Source organism: Nostoc sp., assembly GCF_036919555.1.
GTDB lineage: Bacteria > Cyanobacteriota > Cyanobacteriia > Cyanobacteriales > Nostocaceae > Nostoc.
The window spans coordinates 16,057-39,094 of record NZ_JBALCS010000002.1; the positions used below are offsets into that span (position 1 = coordinate 16,057).

General features: G+C 42.6%; 21 protein-coding genes and 1 pseudogene. 9 read left to right on the forward strand and 13 right to left on the reverse strand.

Annotated features, from left to right (window positions below; translation table 11 throughout):
• Positions 1 to 23 precede the first annotated feature (23 nt).
• From V7K36_RS00235 to V7K36_RS00245, 3 genes are all read right to left on the reverse strand, one after another.
• Positions 24 to 575, reverse strand: coding sequence for a DUF2231 domain-containing protein (locus V7K36_RS00235; RefSeq protein ID WP_335112193.1), 552 nt, complete (start codon positions 573 to 575; stop codon positions 24 to 26).
• 33 nt (positions 576 to 608) lie between these two features.
• Positions 609 to 1,349 (reverse strand): LmeA family phospholipid-binding protein, encoded by a 741-nt coding sequence (locus tag V7K36_RS00240; RefSeq protein ID WP_335112195.1) that lies wholly within the window; start codon positions 1,347 to 1,349, stop codon positions 609 to 611.
• Between the two features lie 525 nt (positions 1,350 to 1,874).
• The gene (locus V7K36_RS00245) at positions 1,875 to 2,306 is read right to left on the reverse strand and encodes a Uma2 family endonuclease (RefSeq protein ID WP_335112197.1); all 432 of its coding nucleotides are present in this window, start codon (positions 2,304 to 2,306) and stop codon (positions 1,875 to 1,877) included.
• A 144-nt stretch (positions 2,307 to 2,450) separates the two neighbouring features.
• Between V7K36_RS00245 and V7K36_RS00250 the strand changes: the two genes are divergently transcribed.
• The 4 genes from V7K36_RS00250 to V7K36_RS00265 all read left to right on the forward strand — a co-directional run bounded on the left by V7K36_RS00250 (position 2,451) and on the right by V7K36_RS00265 (position 6,147).
• A complete protein-coding gene (locus tag V7K36_RS00250) occupies positions 2,451 to 3,041 on the forward strand; it encodes an HD domain-containing protein (RefSeq protein ID WP_335112199.1) in 591 nt (196 codons plus the stop codon).
• 161 nt (positions 3,042 to 3,202) lie between these two features.
• Positions 3,203 to 3,748, forward strand: coding sequence for a hypothetical protein (locus tag V7K36_RS00255; protein WP_335112201.1), 546 nt, complete (start codon positions 3,203 to 3,205; stop codon positions 3,746 to 3,748).
• A 547-nt stretch (positions 3,749 to 4,295) separates the two neighbouring features.
• Positions 4,296 to 5,132 carry a CheR family methyltransferase gene (locus V7K36_RS00260; RefSeq protein WP_335112203.1) on the forward strand — a complete coding sequence of 279 codons (837 nt, stop codon included), beginning with the start codon at positions 4,296 to 4,298 and terminating at the stop codon, positions 5,130 to 5,132.
• Between the two features lie 235 nt (positions 5,133 to 5,367).
• On the forward strand, positions 5,368 to 6,147 hold the full coding sequence (locus V7K36_RS00265; protein ID WP_335112205.1) for a hypothetical protein: 780 nt from the start codon (positions 5,368 to 5,370) through the stop codon (positions 6,145 to 6,147).
• Positions 6,148 to 6,304: 157 nt separating this feature from the next.
• Here V7K36_RS00265 and V7K36_RS00270 read toward each other — a convergent pair whose 3' ends face one another.
• The 6 genes from V7K36_RS00270 to V7K36_RS00295 form a co-directional block, all read right to left on the reverse strand.
• A complete protein-coding gene (locus V7K36_RS00270) occupies positions 6,305 to 7,192 on the reverse strand; it encodes an NAD(P)-dependent oxidoreductase (protein ID WP_335112207.1) in 888 nt (295 codons plus the stop codon).
• Between the two features lie 810 nt (positions 7,193 to 8,002).
• Positions 8,003 to 8,605: a cytochrome c oxidase subunit 3 gene (locus tag V7K36_RS00275; protein WP_335112209.1), complete on the reverse strand. Its 603-nt coding sequence runs from the start codon at positions 8,603 to 8,605 to the stop codon at positions 8,003 to 8,005.
• A 140-nt stretch (positions 8,606 to 8,745) separates the two neighbouring features.
• Positions 8,746 to 10,404 carry a cytochrome c oxidase subunit I gene (gene ctaD, locus V7K36_RS00280; protein WP_335112211.1) on the reverse strand — a complete coding sequence of 553 codons (1,659 nt, stop codon included), beginning with the start codon at positions 10,402 to 10,404 and terminating at the stop codon, positions 8,746 to 8,748.
• Between the two features lie 14 nt (positions 10,405 to 10,418).
• Positions 10,419 to 11,333 carry a cytochrome c oxidase subunit II gene (locus tag V7K36_RS00285; protein WP_335112264.1) on the reverse strand — a complete coding sequence of 305 codons (915 nt, stop codon included), beginning with the start codon at positions 11,331 to 11,333 and terminating at the stop codon, positions 10,419 to 10,421.
• A 67-nt stretch (positions 11,334 to 11,400) separates the two neighbouring features.
• Positions 11,401 to 12,018, reverse strand: a complete 618-nt coding sequence (locus V7K36_RS00290; protein ID WP_335112213.1) for a DUF2231 domain-containing protein — start codon at positions 12,016 to 12,018, stop codon at positions 11,401 to 11,403.
• Positions 12,015 to 12,515, reverse strand: a complete 501-nt coding sequence (locus V7K36_RS00295; RefSeq protein WP_335112215.1) for a DUF2231 domain-containing protein — start codon at positions 12,513 to 12,515, stop codon at positions 12,015 to 12,017. Before V7K36_RS00295 ends, V7K36_RS00290 begins: the two co-directional genes overlap by 4 nt.
• Before the next feature lie 945 nt (positions 12,516 to 13,460).
• On the opposite strand from V7K36_RS00295, the pseudogene V7K36_RS00300 reads away from it, so the two are divergent.
• The 3 genes and pseudogenes from V7K36_RS00300 to V7K36_RS00310 all read left to right on the forward strand — a co-directional run bounded on the left by V7K36_RS00300 (position 13,461) and on the right by V7K36_RS00310 (position 17,755).
• Positions 13,461 to 14,784: pseudogene (locus tag V7K36_RS00300) on the forward strand (RNA-guided endonuclease InsQ/TnpB family protein).
• A gap of 357 nt (positions 14,785 to 15,141) precedes the next feature.
• Positions 15,142 to 15,714: a chemotaxis protein CheB gene (locus tag V7K36_RS00305; RefSeq protein WP_335112217.1), complete on the forward strand. Its 573-nt coding sequence runs from the start codon at positions 15,142 to 15,144 to the stop codon at positions 15,712 to 15,714.
• 4 nt (positions 15,715 to 15,718) lie between these two features.
• Positions 15,719 to 17,755, forward strand: coding sequence for a hybrid sensor histidine kinase/response regulator (locus V7K36_RS00310; protein WP_335112219.1), 2,037 nt, complete (start codon positions 15,719 to 15,721; stop codon positions 17,753 to 17,755).
• A gap of 104 nt (positions 17,756 to 17,859) precedes the next feature.
• On the opposite strand, the gene V7K36_RS00315 is transcribed toward V7K36_RS00310, so the two are convergent.
• Entirely contained in the window at positions 17,860 to 18,231 is a 372-nt protein-coding gene (locus tag V7K36_RS00315) for a DUF2237 family protein (RefSeq protein WP_335112221.1), read from the reverse strand.
• Between the two features lie 92 nt (positions 18,232 to 18,323).
• Entirely contained in the window at positions 18,324 to 18,470 is a 147-nt protein-coding gene (locus V7K36_RS00320; protein ID WP_335112223.1) for a hypothetical protein, read from the reverse strand.
• Positions 18,471 to 18,620: 150 nt separating this feature from the next.
• Between V7K36_RS00320 and V7K36_RS00325 the strand changes: the two genes are divergently transcribed.
• Together V7K36_RS00325 and speB are read left to right on the forward strand one after the other, a co-directional pair.
• On the forward strand, positions 18,621 to 20,213 hold the full coding sequence (locus V7K36_RS00325) for an FAD-dependent oxidoreductase (protein ID WP_335112225.1): 1,593 nt from the start codon (positions 18,621 to 18,623) through the stop codon (positions 20,211 to 20,213).
• An 86-nt stretch (positions 20,214 to 20,299) separates the two neighbouring features.
• Entirely contained in the window at positions 20,300 to 21,343 is a 1,044-nt protein-coding gene (gene speB, locus V7K36_RS00330; protein WP_335112227.1) for an agmatinase SpeB, read from the forward strand.
• Between the two features lie 70 nt (positions 21,344 to 21,413).
• On the opposite strand, the gene rsmG is transcribed toward speB, so the two are convergent.
• Both rsmG and V7K36_RS00340 read right to left on the reverse strand, forming a co-directional pair.
• A complete protein-coding gene (gene rsmG / locus V7K36_RS00335) occupies positions 21,414 to 22,151 on the reverse strand; it encodes a 16S rRNA (guanine(527)-N(7))-methyltransferase RsmG (protein WP_335112229.1) in 738 nt (245 codons plus the stop codon).
• Positions 22,152 to 22,232: 81 nt separating this feature from the next.
• Positions 22,233 to 22,907, reverse strand: a complete 675-nt coding sequence (locus tag V7K36_RS00340; protein WP_334824898.1) for an ABC transporter ATP-binding protein — start codon at positions 22,905 to 22,907, stop codon at positions 22,233 to 22,235.
• Positions 22,908 to 23,038: the final 131 nt, after the last annotated feature.

The window sequence follows — 23,038 nt, forward strand, 5'->3', positions numbered from 1 at the left end:
ATTACGAATTACGAATTATTTGGTTATGGATATCTTCTGCTACCAGCACCCACTACACCGATTTTGTGGCGATACGAGAGTTCAGCACCGAACCAGCCGGAAATGCTAACTAGTGTACCGACAATGAGCGAGAGTAAGAGTCCCCAAGGTACTATTCGGGATTCAGCGTCGCCCAAACGCAGGAGAAAGTTGACGAGTGATAAAACTAGTAAAGAAACGTTAAGTATCAAATGTGCCCAACCGGCGGTGCGCTTGCGAACTCGTTCAATTTTAAAAAAGTCGCTGAGGCCGATTGCTGCTGCAAGGATGCCTCCAGCTAATCCGAGTCCGATTAACCATAGGGAAGCCCTAGCCCAAAAGAAATCACCAGTTAACCAGTAGCCAATGTCACTTCCCAAGGCGGCGGCTAAAAAGGCGATGGGAAAGATTACACTCAGAGGGTGTAGGGGATGTCCTGCGATCGCAACTGTACTGGGTACGCCGCTATCAAGATACTCACTGTCGTTACTTTCAATAACTGGTGGAATATTTGGAAAAGGTGTTGAACTTGTTTGCGTTGTTTCTGTAGTTTCCATTATTAGTATCCTGAATTTATTAGCGTCCTATTATTAACCAGAAGGAATTTGTTCAACATAAGCTTCAGCTTGCAGAGTTAGTTTACCAACTTCTATTTTTAGTTGGTTAACTTGTAAACTCATTCCTTCTAAATCAAAGTTACTCAAATTCAAAATTTCGCTAGTTTGATCTACCAAAGCTTTTGTTAATTCTGGCGATATTTCCTCACTTTCGCCATATTCGACATTTTCCAGAGAAACAGTTTTTCCATTAGCGCTAATCTGGGGGACTGCGGAAAAAGCAACTTGCTGATTTTCACCTGTTTCTACTAATTTGATAGTGGCATTTAGTGCTACTTTCCCATCACCCGGTAATCGAAAGTCTATATGTTGAGGCTGAATAGTCGTCAGTTGCCCGTTAACATGGATTTTTTGACTTTGCAGTTGCGATCGCACATATTCTGAGTTGAAGGCGCGATTAATATCAGCCTCGGTTAACACAACCCTTGCATTAGCTTCAGTAGGTTTAGTGAGTTCAATTTTGCCAAAAGCCACACTCAGAGGATTAATGGCAACACTAGTCATTTGCATTTCAAATTCCGCCATGCGGAGGTCTTTCTGCATAACCAAACCTTCACCTTCAATCCTGACTGCATCCACCTCTCCCTGAACCATTTTCAGCGGGTCTGTTTGGATGCTTACATCTAAATTTTCTACTTCATCTAATTGGCTAGATAATCCTATTTCTGCCGCTTTATTCAGCGCCTGCTCTCCTAATCCAGGATTGTCTGCCATTATTAAATTAACTCCTGCTTTAAATAGTATTTCCTGGATTTACTTTAAATAATTAGCATCAAGATTTTATCTATCTGGCGATGGAATATAGATTTAAATACTGTCTATCTAAAAGGATAATTATATTATTTATAATCAAAAGTTTTGCTTTTATAACCAGAATCTTTAAAGCGTAGATGCAGAACGTCTTATGATCTGATATCACTCAAAACAAAGATTAAATATATATAACTTAGTAGTTATATTGTTTCCTTCTGAACTTTTGCTTAAATTTTTTTAATAAGAAAAGTTCGCAACATATAGAATCAAATTTTTGTTTGGCGCGGCACATCGTCATATCAAATGGGTATAAAGTGTGTAGGCGTAGCCAGCCGTAGGTATCTACAATAATTTTTTCAAAGCCAACATAAACCCAGGCACAACATCTTTACCGTTTAATATTGCCGTAGCCGGATATTGAGTAATTGAACCATCCCGACGATAAACTAAAGCTTGTTGATTTTTACTATCAATTAACCATCCTAATTAAACACCATTAGCAATATATTCTTCCATCTTGGCTTTGAGTTTTGCCAAGCTATCATTTTTAGAACGAATTTCAATTACAAAGTCGGGTGCTAAGTTGATAAATTTGTCCTCTTGCTGATCCCAACCTTCTGGTAAACGTCCTTTAGCTACAAAAGCAGCATCAGGCGCTCTGACAGCAGTATTTGCTAATCTAAAACCAGTACTCGGCCCAAAAACTTCACCTAGATTCTGACTTTCTACCCAATTAAATAGATAGGCTCCTGCTTTTATTTCTCGATTGCCAGAAATTCCACCAGTTGGGGGCATAGTTTCTAAAGTTCCATTAGCATTGCGTTCAAACCGCAGTTCTGGGTTTTGCAAACTCATCAAGATTAATTCTTTATCAGTAACAGTATATAAAGACTGCACCGTTATTTTTTCGCTGTTCATGATCATGCCATACCAAGCTTGATAGATATTTCAATTTTAGCTCTGTGCCCCTCTCATCCTTTGCAACCTCGAAGCCTGGAACGGTTTGTTATAAAATTGACATAAACCCTTTATTAGATTGAGTTCTCCAACTCATTTTATACAATGCTTTCAGAACGTTTTACCGCAGCCCTCACCTACGCTACCCAACTGCACGCCAAGCAAGTTCGTAAAGGTTCAGGTGTTCCCTACGTTGCCCATTTATTAGGTGTCGCCAGTATTGCTTTAGAATACGGCGCAAATGAAGATGAAGCGATCGCAGCCCTCTTACACGATGCGATCGAAGATCAAGGTGGCGCGACAACACGAGAAGAAATTCGTCGCCGCTTTGGTGACAATGTAACAGCAATTGTAGATGGTTGTACTGACACTGATACAACTCCCAAACCCCCTTGGCAAGAGCGTAAGGAAGCATATATTGCTCATATTCCTACTGCCTCCCCATCAGTACTGCTCGTATCATTAGCAGATAAACTTTACAACGCCCAATCTATTCTCAAAGATTATCGCGTTTTAGGCGAATCAGTTTGGGAACGTTTTCAAGGGCGTAAAGATGGTACTCTTTGGTATTATCGGGCGCTTGTGGATGCTTTCAAAAAGACTGGAAGCCCTGTAATCATTGAGGAATTAGAACGGGTTGTTGCACAAATTGAGGTATTAGCATCTCAAGAAAAAATTTTATTTACGCAGAAGTAGATAAAAGGTTCATGGGAACTAGACAAATAGCTTTTTTCTAGAGACGATATAGTGATGTGCCTCACAAGCAAATGTTGGCTTTTAGGTTCTCTCTCTAGATAAAAAATCTTTCTCTCGGTAGATAGGTATACTTACATTATTATGGATGCTATGTTACCAATATGACGATAGTAAGACAAAACACCCTAAATACAACCGCAAGTCCTTCAGTAAATCCTCCAGAAAACTTGGCAGAAAAGTATATGGAAGCAGAGCGGATGCATGATGTTCTGCTTTTACTGCAAAACTTGATTAACAGTGAAGAAGCCACTGTGAAACTAATTCTGGATTGTCTTTATGATGTTGGTTCAGTCAATCTAATCAATCAAAAGCTTCGCTTGAAACCCTTAAATAGGGTGATGAAATTAATTGCTAGAATTTCCAAACCAGTTTTTAGAACCTTGGCTTTAAATTGGTTTAAAAAGAACTGTCCCCAACTGATTACTAATTGGATATACACGCAGGTTTCTTTTAAAAATCCCCAAAATACACCCCAACAAGTAGCTATCGAAGTTGTACAACTGGAACCATATTCCATACCACAGAGAGAAAATATGAGCCAAGAGATTAAAAATCTCCGCTCACAGGTTAGATGGCTAGCTGGGATTTCAATAACAGCGATCGCTATTTTAGTAGTAACAGCCACTTGGTTAAACTCAAACCTATAAGTAGCACCGTGATTAAATTTAATTGATTCAGCAAGCTATTTTAGGCGTAAAATATGTTTAGATTTTACAGCAATCCTAAATTGTTTGTAAACGTCTTCTCTATTTGTTTTCTTCTGGTGCATTTGCTGCGCGTAGTTTACTTAAGCGTAGAAATACGCCTGTTATTATCATTATTTTTTCTTGATCACCTATCTAGGATTCTTGTATGAGCAAATACAGCGTTTTTCAGGTAAATGAGGTACACAGGTAGGGTAACAAAAATGTTGTGTTCTTACAATAATCTGTACAGAGGCGCTTGTTGCAATCTGCTGTAATTATAATTTCTAATTCTTAATTGATGTTAAAGAGCAACTAAATTGATTGATAGAAATTACCCAAAGTCCAGCATCATTATTCCAAAAAGCTCATTCATACCTAGGGTAATAATTATAAATTACGTTAGCTACACGAGAAAGCGAGTCCGCGTACCCCTCCGGGGAAGTAAGCTAGCAAGAGCCTCTCGTAGAGAGCGTCATTACGAATTACGAATTACGAATTACGAATTATTATGAACTTGGCCAAACCGACCTTGGAGGACATCGAAATACATCTGCTTTTGGAAGGACTGTATCAGTACTACGGTTATGATTTTCGTGATTATGCTCTTTCCTCACTCAAGCGCCGCATTCAGAGCTTCATCAACTTAGAGGGGTTAGCAAATGTTTCTGCACTGCAAGAGCGGTTACTCCACAACCGTGCCTATTTGGAACGATTTTTGCTTGCTCTGACGGTGAATGTAACATCAATGTTTCGTGATCCCAGCTTTTATAATACCTTCAGAAATCAAGTTATCCCCTTCTTGCAAACCTATCCGTTTATTCGCATTTGGCACGCTGGATGCTCTACCGGTGAAGAAGTTTACTCAATGGCAATTTTACTGCAAGAAGAAGGACTTTACCACCGTTGCCGCATATATGCCACTGATACGAACGAGAAGGTATTACAAAATGCCAAAAGTGGTATTTTCTCCCTGAAACTGATGCAGGAATATACTCACCTTTATCTGAAAGCAGGCGGCAAGAAGTCTTTCTCAGAATATTATACAGCAGCTTATGATAACGCGATTTTTCGAGCATCTCTCAGAGAAAATGTTGTTTTCGCGCAGCATAATTTAGCAACTGACAGTTCTTTTAATGAGTTTAATGTCATCCTTTGTCGTAACGTCCTTATATATTTCAATCAGGTACTTCAAAAGCGGGTTCATGAACTGTTTTATAATAGCCTTTGCACCTTTGGAATCTTGGGTTTAGGAAAACAAGAATCCATCAGGTTTACATCTTATGAGCAGTACTATGAGGAGATAGTCAAGGGTGAGAAAATATATAAGAAAATAGCTAGTGCTTAGAGAAGGTTTTAAAAGTCTAATTTATTACTAGCCCTGGCGAATATAGCTTTTCCCAATAAGAGTGAAGTACATCTCAAAACCTCACCCCCAACCCCTCTCCTTACTCAGGAGACGGGAGATAAAGTTGCGATTTTGTCAAAAGACAGTCCGTCAAACATTTTTAATTGTGTTCAGAAGATAGATACAGCGATCGCTTAAGGTAAATTACAGATTAAAGTCTTAAAGGAGATTGTCGATGCAACTTCTCGAATGTCCTCCTGTTGCAGTCATTGCTGGAGAAAATGCGGTTCACGTTTCTCAACTACCTTCTACATGGCAAGACATTGCTAGAGGAACCAGGAGTGTCGGACTTTCCCATCCCCAAAGCTATGTTGAGATGGCACAGTTGTTCCTATACAAATTAGAGCATGGTGATGTTGACTTGTTTAGCGATCGCCCCCAACTAGCTCACTTGATACCATCATTCTCCCAGCTATTTACACAACTGGCATGGGAAACTCTTGATTTTTTTGGGCAAGACTTTCTCAAACACAGCTATCCGAATTTTGCAGAAATTCTCCATGATGTGGAGTCAAAAGGGACAGAGTATGCTGACGAAGTAAAAGTGGCTCGCATTGGTATAGATTTGTTTAATGAGTTTGGTTATGAACTACCTGCCAGCTTCTATCATGTGCATTTAGCACCAATTTACCGCGATCATGTTTTTGAAGAACGCGCCTTACGATTTGATCAGCGCGATATTGAACACAAACGCGCTTGGGATGCCATACTCCATGCAGGTAAGGTGTTTGCTATCCAGATGAAGGTGCAAAGTATTGCTTCGAAATACGGTTTTACTTATCAACACGGCTGCGGCTGCAACTCTCATCTATCTTCCATTGATGTATCTCGTGGGGCGTTTGAATATGAATTGAGTCCCGAAAAGCGTCAGCGATGGATTCGCAGTTTCATCTGGACTGCTTGGTATGAGTATGCCTTCTTTGCGATCGTACCCAACACGAGTTATTTAGTTTGATAAAAAAGTAGACTGCATCGTGAAAATGGATAAAGCGAGTTTAAAACGATTGTGACAGATGAAGTATCAAAAGAGTTTACCAGGAACTCTTTATCTAGGAGAGGCAAGGCGTCGTAGCCTCTCCTAGAGAAGAGAAGACAGTCAGTTTCCTTTGGAGTTATGATTCAACAGTTACTCCAGCTTCTAACTCCAAAGCTTTGATTAGAGCCGACGCATTTTCTTCCCCCCATCCTTGATTAACTGCCACCTTAAGTGTTTCTCGCACCATTGCAGCAGCAGGCGTTGGAGAATTCAAATCTTGGGCAAATCGAGCGATTAAATTCGCATCTTTAAGCATATGTTTTAAGGCAAAACTCGGCGTAAAATCGCGATTCACCAGCATCTTACCTATGCCATCAAAAAGCGGAGAGCGAAAATCTACTACGTGCAATACATCAAGAACGTCTTTCGGATTCAGTCCGGCTTTAGTTGCCAGAATCATTGCTTCCCCTAACGCTTCGATTTGGGTTGCCACAATTGAGTTACCGACGAGTTTCATCGCAGCTCCTTTGCCAGTGTTACCCAGGTAATGTATGGTTTCGCTTAACGGTGACAAAATCGGTTTGACTCGCTCAAATACGTCTCGTTTACCACCGACTACAAACCACAATCCTCCAGATGCAGATTCGTTTTTACTGCCGAAAACGGGAGCATCCAGAAATTCGACATGCTTTTCGGCATAAGCTGCGGCTTCTTTTCGGGATGTGTCGGGATGAACTGTACTCGTATCGATCGCAATTTGTCCCGCTCGCACTTTCGATAAGATACCATCTTGTCCAAAAACAACATCTTCAACCGCCTGATCATCCGCTAACGAGTAGATAATCACTTCAGCATTTTCCACAGATTGTGCTGGTGTTTGTGCTTGTGTTGCACCTTGTTCAATCAGAGGTTTATAGGATTCTGGGTTACGGTTCCAAACTGTGACATCGTAGCCCGCTTTGAGCAAGTTGGTTGCCATGCCACTGCCCATGATACCTAGTCCTAAATACGCAATGCGTTCCATGATGGTGTCTTTTAAAGGAAGTTTATAACGATGTCTTGGGCATACACGAAGCGTACTCGAAGTCAGCCTGTTTGTACCCTCCACTTACATTACTGAGGCTTTGAGTATAAATTCATCCTCCAATCGATAGACTCAGCAACTATGCCTGCGGCTGGCTACGCCTACGAAACAGGGATATCACAGGACTTACATATTTCACAAAATTATGAAGCCGCCCTTTCACCAGAGCGGCCTAAATTAACTCAATACCAATAATGAGAATTACTGCCTTATTCGATTGAAGTCAGATTTTTGAGAAAACTAATGCTAGGAGCAAAGAAGTATTCGCCACCCTTCAAGTGTACCCAACTTGGAAAGTTAAATCGATCAATCGTTTCTGGTTCTCGCCATTTTTGGTTTCTCTCAGCATCAGGTGGAGTTTGACTAATAACTGGATATTTTTACTTTGCAGTTATTTGATTGATCAAGCAAATAGACTTAAGTAATATTACGGGTTTAGAAAAAATTAAAAGACAAATATCACAAAATATAAATAAAAGATAATTTATTTATGGAAATGCTTAACAAAAATGCACAAATTATAGTATTATTTACAGATTTGCCTAAGTTCGTAGCGAATGGACTCAAACAAACTTTGCGTTTCTCTGCGCTATACTTTGCGCCCCTCTGCGTTTAAACTTAAACCCTCAATCGTCCACGAATTTATAATCATGAAACCACAGATAAACACAGATGCACACCGATGAATGATCTGTGTGCATCTGCGATTCTAAATATGATTAGACTGTATTCTCATAAGAAGTCTAATCTTTACTGCCAAACGTAGATGAGGATAAACAAAATAATCCAGATAACATCGACGAAGTGCCAGAACAACGAAGTTGCATTGACACCGAAGTGACCTGTATCGTAGTTCCCAGGTATGAAAGAACGTACCAAAATTATTAACTGCAATAGAATACCTGTGAAAACGTGCAAACCGTGAAAACCTGTTAGTAGATAGAATGTACTACCAAATACCCCTGAGGTGAAGCCAAAGGCGAGGCCGTTCCATTCAATCGCCTGTCCAACCAAAAAGTAAGTTCCCATCGCCATTGTTCCCAAGACAAACAGGCGAAATTTCACTAAGTCATGGCGTTGCAGGGCGCGTTCGGCTAAGTAAATCACAAAGCTACTAGCGACAAGAATGACTGTGTTGATTGCCGGATCTTTTACTTCTAGTCCAGAAACACCAGCTGGTAGCCAGTTAGGAGTTGTTGTTTTGTAGATGGCATATCCGGCGAAAAAACTTAAAAAGATAACGCTTTCGGACAGTAGGAAGACAATGAAGCCAAACATTTTGTTGCCTTCTTCGTCGTGGCTATGTTCTGCGCTTGGCTGGTGCAATTCATGTGAGTTGATATAACTGTCCATTTTGCTTTTAGCTTGAGGGGAATTTGAAACGCAAAGGAGAGGCAGCGCGTTGCGGGGGTTCCCCCCGTTGTAGCGACTGCCGTCGCGGAGGGAAGCGCAGAGGTACGCGGAGGCTTTGTGCGTCTTCCCGATGTTTTGCGTTATTCTGAGAAGTTGGCTGTCAAGGGTTCTGATTTGCCGTAGCCGTAGGGTTCGGAGATGATGATGGGAATTTCTTCAAAGTTTTCTACTGGGGGCGGTGAAGAAACTAACCACTCTAGTCCAATTGCCCGCCAAGGATTAGCAGGTGCTTTCTCACCTTGCATCCAAGAAATCACCATGTTGAATATGAAGGGCAAGGTGGACATTCCTAAAAGAAATCCGCCGAGGCTAGCGATGATATTCCAGAATTGATACTCTGGAGCGTAGGAAGCAACTCGACGTAACATTCCTTGCAATCCTAAGGGGTGCATGGGCAAAAAGTTGAGGTTGGTGCCGATGAAAGCTAACCAGAAGTGGATTTTACCCCAGCTTTCGGAGTACATCCGCCCAGTCATCTTGGGGAACCAGTGGTAGATGGCAGCAAATAAGCCCATCGTTACAGTGCCGTAGAGGACGTAGTGGAAGTGTCCCACCACAAAGTAGGTATTGTTAACGTGGACATCAACCGGGACGGAGGAAAGCATGATGCCTGTGATGCCAGCGAAGACAAACATGATTAATCCACCCAAGGCGAATAGCATGGGGGTATTTAGCCGCAGTTTACCGCCCCAAATAGTTGCTACCCAAGCAAATACTTTAATTCCCGTGGGGACAGATACAAACATCGTCGTCAGCATGAAAATCAACCGCATCCAGCCCGGAGTACCACTGACGTACATGTGGTGTACCCAAACCATGCCACTGACGATCGCAATTAAAATGGATGAAACGGCAACTACTTTGTAACCAAATAGAGGTTTACGTGAATAAACTGGGAAGATTTCTGAGAAAATGCCGAAGATAGGCAAAATAATCACGTAAACGGCGGGGTGGGAGTAGAACCAGAAGTAATGCTGGAACATAACTGGATTCCCGCCCTTGCTAGGGTCAAAAAAGGCGGTGCCAACTGTGAGGTCGAGTAACAGCATCACTGCACCTGCTGTCAATGCAGGTAGTCCGAATAGTTGGATGATTTGGGCGCTAAATACTGCCCAGACAAACAAGGGCATCCGAAAGAAGCCCATTCCTGGGGCCCGCATCTTCACGATTGTGGTGACAAAGTTCACTGCCCCCATAATTGAGGATACGCCGGATATTGCCACCGCTAAGAGCCAGATAACTTGACCATTTATTAAGTTACCTGTGGGATTTTGGAGACTAACTGGCGGGTAAGACCACCAACCGGCTTGGGCTGGGCCACCAGGCACAAAGAAGCTACCCATCATCAGAATTCCGACTACTGGCACCATCCAAAAGGCAACGGCATTCAGGCGGGGAAATGCCATATCTCGCGCCCCAATCATTAATGGCACTAGATAATTAGCAAAACCAACCAGTGAGGGAAATGTCCACAAAAACAGCATCACGGTGCCGTGCATGGTGAACATCCCGTTGTAGACGGTGCGATCGACTAAATCTGATTCGGGTGTTAGCAGTTCTCCCCGCATCACCATCGCAAAGATACCGCCGACAAGAAAGAAGAAGAATGAGGTAACGAGATACTGAATACCAATAACCTTATGGTCAGTACTAAAGCTGAAGTATTCTTTCCAGTTACCTGGAGATTCGTGGTTAGGCTTCTCACTGGGGAAAATGCCTTCAATAGGAATATTAGTCATCGGTTACTTTCCTTTCAACCAGGAGAATTGACTAGAGGAGGTGCAGCAGGTGGAACTGTTACCCAACCAGTTTGGATTGATTGATTCGATGTTTGGGCATACTCAGAAGCTGCCTGATTATTTGCTAGGGATGGCTTTTGGGTTGCAGCTTGGGCTAGCCACTGCTGATAATCTTCAGGAGATTCGACGACTACATTTGCCTGCATCGTCGCGAAGTATGTGCCGCTATATTGGGAATCGGTCAATCGGTATTGTCCGGGGCGGATAGGAGTAAATTCAAAGTCGATCGCATGGTTGGGAATTATATCCTGCTTGAGGCGAAATGCAGGTATATAAAAGCCGTGCAAAACGTCCTGTGATTTTAGTGCTAAACGCACCCGGCGATCGCTCGGTAAATGCAATTCGGTACTAGTGACATCTCTCTCTGGGTAATGAAAAACCCACGCCCATTGTTTAGCTAGGACGTCGATTTTTTCAACGGGTTCTGCTAAAGCTTTTTCTGGTGCTGCATAAGCCGATTGCATTGCCAATGGATTATGCAAGTGAACTAATTCCGATGGGCCTTGAATCCCCATTTGTTCGTAAACTTGGTAGCTGTAGCCCGCAATCCAAAACACTAACAGAATTGGGATTGCTGTCCAGACAACTTCTAAGGTGATATTCCCTTCAATTGGGGGTCCGTCGGTGAAGTCATCTTTGACTGCCCGATGGAAGATCACAGAATACATCAGAGTACTTGTTACTCCCAAGAAGATGAAGGCACCCAGGGTTACTAAGAAGCTAATCAAATCATCAATTAGTAGGGATTCGGCTGCTGCTTGGGGAGGAAGCCAGGAGTAAACCTGCTTGCCGATCCAGAGACTGCTAATAGTCACTGCGATCGCGCCTGTAAGCAGCGTCAAAATATTTAAAATCTTCTGGATTTTCATGGTCATTTGTCATTTGTCATTTGTCATTGGTCATTGGTCATTGGTCATTAGTCAAAGGACAATTGACTTATTTGAGTGTTGTGTTGAGGTTTTGGCCCGATCGCAGCAAATTATCTGCTGTATTGTGTATGCCAAATTCGGTTGCCATTTGCGCCCCTAGTGTGCCGTGGACGTACATAATGAACATGATTGCTATGCCTGCAAATAGATAGATCCATTGCACTTCTCTATCTGTCTGTTTATATTCTTGTTTGCCCCAAACAAAGCGTTGCCATGCTCTCCAGATGGTCATGCTAACAATCAGCGCTAATAAGAACACACCACCTACACCATGCCAAAGCATAGTTTCCATTGCCTGCAATCCCCAGGCACTTTTCATATCAGCTGGTGGTGTTGCTAACAGCATTTCGTAAAAGCCTGCTGCCACCGTGAAAAATGTGATGATGCTGGCAGCTAGCATGTTGTACCAGCCAACATCAAATAAGTTGTCACGTTCCACGGTAATTGCCAAATATTTAAAGACCCATTTTTCAAAGGGGAACAGAACACCAACGATATCAAAGGTCATCCCAATGATGAACAAACCTATTGTCAGATGGACTAAGTTGGGATGAACGGGAATGGTGTAAGGTAATCCGTTTGCGCCTAGAGAGCCGGTCAATTGGTCAATCAATTCTGAGTTCATCGCAACAGACCATCCTTTACTGCTTCCACAACTGGCACGGTATGCAATCCATATACCCAAACAAGTTCATCTCCGAGATATACCTGCAAGCCAAGTATCAGGGTTAAAACTAGTCCGGCTCCCAAATAATAAATTGGTACTTTTTGCGGGTTGCGGGCACGAATTACATAGCGCCAAGCTGTAATCGCCGTGATGATTCCCGAAAGTGACCAACCAATCAGCGTATGCAAATTTAGCACCGATTTAGCGAGGCTGTAAGGTTGTGCTAAACCCGCTTCAAGCTGACCAAAAATGATTGCGACGAAAATAGCGATCGTGGCAACTAACATATTCCACCAACTCACCTCAAAAAGACTGGCTTTACCAGTAAAATAGCCAACTACATCGCAGAAAAACGAAAACAATACCATCGCAATTACGAAGTGGACAACGATGGGGTGAATCGTATCTGGATAAGGTAAATTGTGGTCGTTCAAAGATGTCAAATACTCAAGCATTGTCTTCTCCTGGACATATCTACCGCACTTTGGTCAATCAATTTTGGATTGCCAATTTTGGATTTTAGATTTATTCCGTCTCTGACGAGATATAAACCAGAAGACCCTAATCCAAAATCGAAAATCTAGAATCGCTAGTTAAACTTCAATGATTGATGGATACTCACTAATATCACCACAAGTATCCATCTATAATTGACCGAAATATGTTCAATATGTGCGCGGTGCAATACGCTTAATCATGTCTTAGCTTTTTGCAGCTAAATCAAGTGAGCTTGCCTACAGTGAATAATTTTGATTGAGATTAATTTCCTCATGCCAATAGTCTGCAACAGCAATTCTTGATGGAGCTAAAAAAATTGCTGTCGTTTGTTGATTTCCCTAACCTATCTTTTAGTTTAAGTAAATTTTTATGAATTGTCAAAACAATAATGATTAAAATTTTAAAAGTTAATTATTTAGCAAAAAAATATTTTCACAATGTATCGATTCTGGCATTAATTAAAATTTTAAAAAGCCTAAATATAATATTTATTTGTAAAGCAGCTCACAATGATAAAATATTTATTTGTAATCCAAGGGACAAAATTATATAATCTTCATTCAGTGGTTGGTATAGAAGCGAATCAAGATACAGCAGATTGCAACAAGCGCCTCTGTACAGATTATTGTAAGGGCACAACATTCTTGTGCCCCTACCTGTGTACCTCATTTACCTGAAAAACGCTGTAAGTTAGTAGCTGTGGGGAAACTGGAGAATGCTGAAAGGATTTTATCGAATCGCTGTAATACCCCTGCCTCAACGTCTCGTAGTTCGTGGATGTAAAGCGGTTAAAAACTTAGCACTATATAGACTCATATTGAGCGTCAGCGAAATGAAGTCTGTATAGTAGCTAAGTTTTTAACAATCATGGTATACTATTTATGTAAAAAAAACTGACATAAATGATAGTATTTGAGGCAAAACTTGACAGGCAAAGTGAGCAGTATCGGTTGCTTGACGAAGCGATTAGAACTGCTCGTTTTGTGCGTAACAGTTGCCTGAGATACTGGATGGATAACAAGGATATTGGACGCTATGACCTGAATAAATTTTGTGCTGTACTTGCCAAGAGTGCTGAATTTCCTTGGGTATCGAAGCTCAACTCGATGGCAAGACAAGCCAGTGCTGAAAGAGCGTGGTCTGCCATTGCTCGATTTTTTGATAACTGTAAGAAATCTTTGCCAGGGAAAAAAGCGGAAAACGCGGTCTTGGGGTTTCCCCAAGTTGAGCGATTTTCCAAGACAGGGTTTCCAAAGTTCAAGCGTAGTCAAACACATGGTTCTGTTGAGTACAAAACTTGTGGGTGGCGACTTTCTGACGACCGTAGGTATATCACTTTCACCGATGGATTCAAGGCAGGAACCTTCAAACTCTGGGGAACCCGTGACTTGCATTTCTATCAACTTAAACAGTTTAAAAGAGTGCGGATTGTGCGTCGCGCTGATGGGTATTATGCCCAGTTCTGCATTGATCAAGAACGACTAGAAAAGCGAGAACCGACTGGTAAGACTATTGGTATTGATGTTGGGTTGAACCAGTTCTATACCGATAGTAACGGGGAGACGGTGGCAAATCCAAGACATCTTCGTAAGAGTGAGAAGTCTTTGAAGCGGTTACAAGGTCGTTTGTCCAAAACCAAAAAAGGTTCTCAGAACAGAATTAAGTTTAGAAATAAACTTGCACGCAAGCACCTCAAAGTAAGTCGCCAGCATAAAGACTTTGCTATTAAGACAGCAAGGTGCGTGGTGAGGTCTAACGACCTCGTGGCATACGAGGATTTGATGGTGCGTAACATGGTCAAGAATCATCGCTTGGCTAAATCAATCAGTGACGTGTCTTGGTCATTGTTTCGTGAATGGGTTGAGTATTTTGGTAAGGTGTTTGGCGTGGTTACGGTTGCTGTGCCACCTGATTACACAAGTCAAAACTGCTCTAATTGTGGTCAAGTCGTTAAGAAAACTCTTAGTACTAGAACTCATATTTGTCCGAAATGCGCCACGGGGAGTATCCCCGTGGACACTTTCGTTGATTGTGGACATACCCAAAATCGGGACTGGAACGCGGCGCGTAACATATTAGAAAAAGGATTGAGTACGGCGGGTCACGTCGGAACTAACGCCTCTGGAGAGACTGATCAATGGTGGGGAAACTCCTTCAAGCAAATCAACTCGTGGAAAGAGGAAACCTAAAGAGCGATCTTTAGAATCCCCACCTTCTACGAAGTAAGGTGCGGAGAATGTCAAGAGCCATCAAGTTACACCAAGAAGATGTTTGGAAACTCTCTAGCCTAGCGATTATAAATCGCACACCAGTTGCTCATGGGGAGCCACTGCGGTGGACGGGTTCCCCGGCATAAAGCAAGTGGCGTGGAAACCCCTAAGACCGCACTGGCTTGGCTATATAGGCAAAACCCACCGGCGTGGGTTAAAAACTCTTGATTTTCTCTTAGTCCACGGAGGAAGACGAAAGTTCGTGTAGTAGCGTTCGCGTCAGCGTGCCGGAGGCTCTATTATATTCGCCCAATACTTTTAAAACATCCTCGAAAATTGAAACCCACATTCTACAGGTGTGAGGGCTAAACAAGTGTCGTTTAAAATTGTGGTAATTGGTACTTCTTTGGGCGGATTATCAGCATTAAAAATTATCCTGGGGAACTTACCAGCAGATTTCCTCGTACCGATCGCGATCGTGCAACACCGTCACAAGGAGTCAAATAACACACTCCAGGAGTTATTACAAGAATCCGCTTTGTTGAAAATTCGAGAAGTAGAAGACAAAGACGAAATATTAGCAGGACATATATATATAGCTCCAGCAGATTATCACTTGCTGGTTGAACTAGATCACTTTGCTCTTTCGACTGATCAGCCTGTTTCCTATGCCAGACCATCTATTGATGTACTATTTGAATCAGCGGCCGATGTCTATGGTGAGCAAGTTATTGGTGTAATATTGACAGGAGCAAATCAAGATGGTATGCAAGGTCTTAAGAAAATAAAAGCACGGGGAGGACTGACTATTGTACAGGAACCTGCCACAGCTGAGAGCGACGTTATGCCAGAGGCAGCAATCTCTGCTGTTGCAGTAGACTGGATTTTGACACTCTCAAACATTGCTTCCCAAATGGTCAAGCTTTGTCACTCATCACGGAAATAAACCCATGCAGATGGAACCCAAAGTAAACATCCTCCTAGTAGATGATAAGCTAGAAAATTTGCTGGCACTAGAGGCAATCCTAGAAAAACTAGGGGAGAATCTCGTGAGAGCTACTTCTGGGGAAGAAGCTTTGAGATGTCTGCTGCATCAAGACTTCGCGGTAATTTTGCTGGATGTGCAAATGCCTGGGATGGATGGCTTTGAAACTGCTACCTTGATTCGCAATCGGGGGCGATCGCGTCATACTCCAATTATCTTTCTCACCGCCTTTAGCACCAGCGACCAAATGCTGTTTAAAGGGTATGCCTTAGGTGCAGTTGATTATCTGCTCAAACCATTAAACCCGAATATCTTGACTTCTAAAGTCACAGTATTCGTAGAACTATTTAAGAAAACAGAAGCCGTCAAGCAACAAGCAGCGCAGCTGGTAGCTGTGAATGCCGAACTCAGGCAAAGTGAAGAACGATTGCGATCGCTAAGTACCTGTTCACCCGTTGGCATTTTTGAAATTGATACTGAAGGAGGCTGTAGATATACTAATCCCCGCTATCAGGCCATTTGTGATTTGAAAGCGGCAGAAAGTTTAGAAAAAAGATGGCTAGAATCTGTTCATTCAGAAGATAGAGAACGAGCAGTTATCAGTTGGTCTGACTACATTCGTGAAGGTAGCGACTACTCTGAAGAATTTCGCTTTAAAACTACTCACGGTAGCATCCGTTGGGTTCAGGTTCGCTCATCACCAATGCTTTCCGGTCAAGGAGAATTGCTGGGGTATGTAGGCACTCTTGAAGATATTACTGAACGCAAACAAGCAGAAGAAGTTCGCGCTCAAGTAATTCGAGAACAGACGGCAAGACAGGAAGCAGAAGCAGCAAATCGGATGAAAGATGAGTTTCTCGCCGTTCTCTCCCATGAACTCCGCACACCCCTAACCTCGATGTTGGGCTGGTCAAAAATCCTCCGCTCTAAGAAACTTGATGAAAAAGCCACTTCCCGCGCCTTGGAGGCGATCGAACGCAACGCTACATCCCAAATGCAACTAATTGAGGATATCTTAGATGTATCCCGGATTATCCGTGGTCAGCTGCGGTTAAATGTATCTGCGGTGAATCTGATCTCGGTGATGGAGGCAGCCTTAGAAGCAGTGCGTCCCCTAGCAGAGCCAAAAGATATTAAGTTAAATACTGTCCTGGATACTTCGGTAGGGTCAGTTTATGGCGATCCAGCCCGGTTACAGCAAGTTGTTTGGAACCTACTAACTAATGCCATTAAGTTTACCCCTAAGGGTGGCAGGGTAGAAGTGAATCTGTCAGTAGTCTGTGGTGAAGGACAACAAACAACTCACAAATACGCCCAAATTCAAGTTATCGATACGGGCATTGGTATTAGTTCCGAGTTTTTACCCAAAGTATTTGAGCGTTTCCGGCAAGCAGACAGCACCACAACGCGATCGCACAATGGACTAGGACTAGGACTAGCGATCGTCCGTCATCTAGTGGAACTGCACAAGGGTACAATTTTTGCCGAAAGTTTAGGCACTGGAGAAGGAGCAACCTTTACTGTGAGACTACCACTGCTACAAGACAATAGGGTTAGCAGGGAGAATAGAGAAGAAACTTCCTCCCTTGTGGCATCGATGCCTCTAACTGGATTAAGAGTTTTAGTTGTAGATGATGAAGCAGATACCCGTAACTTTCTCAGTTTTATGTTTGAGGAATATGGAGCGATCGCCACTGCGGTAGCATCAGTTGATGAAGCGCTAGCAGTAGTTGAACAAGCAAAACCAGATATCCTGATTAGCGACATCGGCATGTCAGAGCAAGATGGTTATACACTGATTCGGAAACTGCGCTCTTTAGAACCAGAAAAAGGCGGAGGTATCCCAGCGATCGCTTTAACAGCATACACGCGAGAGGAAGACCGCTTAGAAACCCTAAGAGCAGGGTTTCAGCAGCATTTATCTAAGCCAATTGACCCCACTAAATTGATTGCTATGGTTGCCAATGTATTAAAACTGCCTCTGGAAGTTCCAGTAAGTTGATTTGGAATTGGGAAGAGACGCGATTAATCGCGTCTGTACAGGAGTTCGGATTGCGAGGGAATATACTAATGCCCAATGCCCAATGCCCAATGCCCAATGCCCAATTAAGACGAAGTTAGGGCATATTTTTTCAGTTCGTCTAAGGAAACCACTTCCAAAGCTCTAGCATGGGTTGCAGAGAGAATGACGGGACAAGCAACGCCAGCATCGAGAGCTTCTTGCCAGCGAGAAGCACACAAACACCAGCGATCGCCAGGATTGAGTCCAGGAAAGTTAAAATCAGGAACAGGTGTGCTGAGGTCGTTCCCCCGCGATTTGGTGAACTCCAGGAATTCTGATGTCACTTGGGCACATACAACGTGCGACCCGAAATCCTGACCACCTGTGCGACAAAAACCGTCGCGGTAAAACCCAGTCATGGGAGAAGTACAGCAAACCTCTAGGTTTCCATCGATTACGTTTTTAGCGTCTGTCATCGTTAATTCGTTGCAGTTAATTTTTCCACTTCAGGGTAATTGAAAGTTTATCAGATTTGAAAACCCCTCATTTGCATGAAGGGTTTGTAGCATCAGGCTACGGGAATTATTTTACACAATTCCTGGAACAGCAGGTTTACAACCTTACTCATCAGCTTGCCTTGGATGTGTTTACCATTTAGTAGCTTTTCGCCTTGTTTGGTGACGTTGGCTTTAAGTGAGTCGCGGTAGTTAATCAATTCTTTGGTCAGTTCGTTTTCTGGTGCGTAAGTCCTAAAAATATCTAACTTTTTGTATTTGATTTTAATATCATTGTGTGTTCCTATATAACTTGATGGCCATAGCTTTCCACATTGCCCAGCTTTTATCTAAGATTCCTGTGTATAAATATGCCAGAAACTAAATCAAGTCCTCATACACATACAAACGCATCAACTAAAGCTGATACCTTAGCTGCATCTGTTATCTCCTCTTCTACTTCTCAGGAAATCTACGATGTTGTAGTGGTTGGCGGTGGGCCTATTGGGTTAGCAACTGCCATTGGCTTACGTAAACGTGGCATTGAAAATGTGCTTGTCGTCGATCAAACTCGCGCCTTTCGTCAAATTGGACAAATAGTGGATCTTCTCCCCAATGGATTACAAGCTCTCAAACATTTAGATCCTAACGCTTACGAAGAAGTCAAAAAAACTGGACTTGCTTTATTGAATCCCAAGCAGTCTAATGGGCAGAAAACTATTGAACTTACTCAAGAGCAACAAGCTCCAAAGACTTCACCCCAATGGGTTTTTAAAGATTTACAGGGGCAGACAATTCGATCAATGTCGCTTAGTTTCGATGACTGGTTTAAAGATTATGGCGAGGGTCGAGTGTCAATTTCTTGGTACAATTTGCAGACAACCCTTAGACAACTACTTCCCCAAGACCGAGTTAAAGCTAATCACCGTTGTATTAATGTTGTAAATGAGCCGGAAAAAGGTTGTGTCCGCATAGATTGTGTAGCTGACACACGAATAGAAGCCAACGCCTATGCCTATTGGACAGATGGGCAGAAAGATAATGAAACGCAGCCCCTAAACTCAGATGTTGCCTCCCAAGAATTAGCAACAAAATCGATTAGAGCTAAACTAATTGTTGCAGCAGACGGGATTAATTCTACAGTTCGGAGGCTGCTTTACACAGATACTCAATACCATGATTTTGCCCGACCTGAATACTCTGGGTTTGCAGCTATATTTTGTATAGAAATAACTGAGATAGCAAAGGAACTGTTGACGAAATTAGAAGAAGATTTTTTTCAAGACTCAACAATTGTAACAATCACTAATGATGAAATATCGGGAGATTCTGTTTGTCTAAATAACATTAGGATAATTTTATTTCACAGACCAACTGGTGAACTAGGATACATAATACATCTTGCTTTGCCTTTAGATTCGTTGCAAGGAAAGTCTGAAAGTTCTTTAATTGATTTAGCTTTACAGGAGTTTGAGAAAGCCGGCTTTCCTGATGCGCTCAAGCAATTAGTACGTATATCTCCTCCTGCCAAGATGCAGCAGCGTCCATACTATATTCACCACGCTACCATTTCTGATTCTCTACAAGTTTCTAACTCAACTGGCCTCAATACTGAAGCTGAACCTGCCAAAATTCCACCAGCCTGGAGTGTAGGGCGAATCGTATTAGTTGGCGATGCCGCACATGGAATGCCTCCCTTCATGGGTCAAGGAGCTAATCAAGGATTTGAAGATGCACTAGTAGTTACAACACTCATCGCTAAAATTGCTGAGGAGAATAACTGGGATGATCCGCAAGCTATAGCCAAAGCCTTTGAGAAATATGAGTGTCTTCGTCGCCCATTGATGGCATATGTCCAACAGGCAACATTAAAACGATCGCCCTACTCGTCAGACAAAGAGTTGCAAAAATACACCCAACAGTTGTATCGCCGCAATTTCGACCAAATAATAGAGGCGCTGTAGTTTACCGCCTGTGAAAAATTTTGATTAGAATGCAGATGTCCACTAGGCGGCGTGCTGTCTATCCACGTAAATCCAGAAGATAATCGATGAGTAATCAACTACAAGACTACAATCCTAGCGGCGTAGGTGAAATAAATGGCAATCTCTTAGGTTTGCCCTGCGATTATGATTCTGCAAACCTGATTGTCTTTGGTGTGCCGTGGGAAGTAACTGTTTCCTATGGTGCTGGCACTGCTAAGGGGCCACAGCGAATTCTCGATGCTTCGACTCAACTGGATTTGTTCGATTTTGATAACCCCAATGGTTGGAAGCAGGGAATTTTCATGGTGGAAATTCCCCAAGAGATTGTAGAGAAGAATACATACTATCGCGCCTTGGCAGCAAAAATTATTCAGCGATTAGCCCAAGGTAAACAACTCTCAGATACACCAGATTTAACACCTGTGCTGACAGAAATTAATCAGGCTGGTGAACAGGTGAATCAATGGCTGTTTGAAAATTGTCAACAAGCAATTAACAATGGTAAGCGAGTTGCAGTCATTGGTGGAGATCACAGTTCGCCTTTAGGTTATTTCCAAGCATTAGCGGCTAACTACCCAAACTATGGCATTTTGCACATTGATGCCCACGCAGATTTACGGGATGCCTATGAGGGATTTGAATTTTCCCATGCGTCTATTATGTTTAATGCGATGAAAATACCGCAAATTTCTAAGTTAGTGCAAGTGGGTTTGCGTGATATTAGTCATGATGAAGTGCAAATCATTGACCAATCTAGCGATCGCATTATTGCTTATTACGACCCGGCTATTAAGCAAAAGCTTTACTCTGGAACAACTTGGATTGATTTATGCCGAGAAATTATCAGTCATTTACCTGAGTATGTTTACATTAGCTTTGATGCAGATGGTCTAGATCCAAAACTCTGTCCGAATACAGGTACTCCTGTTCCCGGTGGGTTAGAATTAGAGCAAACATTTTGTCTGTTGCGAGAATTGGTCAATAGTGGGAGAAAAATTATTGGCTTTGATATCTGCGAAGTTGGTGATGGGGAGTGGGATGGTAATGTCGGGGCGCGGGTAGTTTATAAGCTAGCGAATTTAATGGATTTATCTCAACAGAAAACATAAAGAATAAAATTTTGGCAGAGTGGCAATTCATTCTTTCACTCAGCAACGCCCTTTTTCTCGCACTCCCTCCTCAAAGCGGTTTTTGAGAAGGTAAACCTGTAGCACGGGGAAAATTAGCTGGTGTGTTTGCTACCTTACGCACATAAAGGCAATGACGGATGCTATCACTTAGAGGAGTGGTAAATTTTTCAATTAATTCAATTACGCCACCTAGCTGGTTAACAGTATTTTGCAAAACTGTGGTTTCTTCCTCTGTCCAATTACCACGATAAATTATGGCTAAACCACTTTGTTTGAGTAATGGTAGGGCATATTCTGCACAAACAGAAGCTGTGCCAACAGCGCGGATCAAGGCAATATCGTAAGCTTGTCGGTGCTGGGGGTGCTGACCGATTTCTTCAGCCCTACCAACAAGAGTTTTGGCATTGGTCAGGGCAAGTTCAGTTAATATATTGTCGATAAAAGTAATTTTTTTCCGGGTTGAATCCATCAGAGTAATTTTGCAATTAGGTGCAGTAATTGTCACTGGAACACCCGGAAAGCCTGCACCCGTGCCAATATCAATCATAGATGCAGCTTTTTGAAGAGATGGGATAAATTGCCCCTGTGGCGCAATTCCTCGCAGAGAATCCCAGAGATGTTTTTCCCAAAACTCTTGGGGGTCAGTGATCCGAGTTAAATTTAGTTGGCGATTACCTTCTAGAATTAACTCATAAAGTCTCTGGAATTGTGCCTGCTGTTGGGCGGTTGGTTGCCAATTGAGAGTTTGCTGCCAGATTTCTGCCATCTCAGGCAATAAGTTAGTCATTAGTTATTCTTTCTTCCCCCACTCCCCACTCCCCATTACCCCTTATCCCCAGAGGGGGCCCCACCTTCCCCACTCCCCCTTTCATACTGCTGGTAGAGGTTCTTTAACTTTGGCTTCTAGTGTCTTTGGGTCTACTGATTCTAGTTCACCGTGGTTGAGTGTCCAGCAACGGTCTGCGATCGCTAACAGATCCCCAGCATCGTGTGTCACTACTAACAGCGTCCAATCTTGTTTCAGTTTCGCTAATAAATTTACCAGTTGCCGACGCATTGACCAATCTAACCCAGCTGTGGGTTCATCCAATAACAGTAAATTTGGCTGGCGAATCAATTGCACCGCCAAAGCTAAACGTCGTTGCTGACCACCACTCAAAGCATGGGGAGCAGCGGAAAGCGATAAATGCTCTAATCCCACCTCAGTCAGCGCCTGTCTGACTCGCTCTGACCCTAACTCAGGATGTCCTAAACGCAATTCTTCTAAAATCGAACCACCACAAAAGTGTCGCTCTGGAAACTGAAATACTAACCCAGCCAATTGTTGTAGCTGTTCGGCTATCAGTTCTTGTTCCCGCCAGAAGAGTGCGCCGGTAGTGGGTTCGGCTAGTCCCGACAAAATTTCTAGTAAGGTACTTTTTCCTGAACCACTGGGGCCAATAATCAGACCTAGCTGCTGGGGTGCTAATTCCAAGTTGATCGATTTGAGAATCGCTGTTGGGCAGGCTGTGGGGTGATAAATTACATTTCGGAGATAGAGCATTTGTTAAGATTACCAAAAAGTCAGCAAATTACTGATTAGCTACACTGAGAGCATCTGGAAAATTCTGGAAAAATTCATAGCGCATTACCTGGATTAACACCTTAATTTAGCAGCAAGAATCATCCAATTTT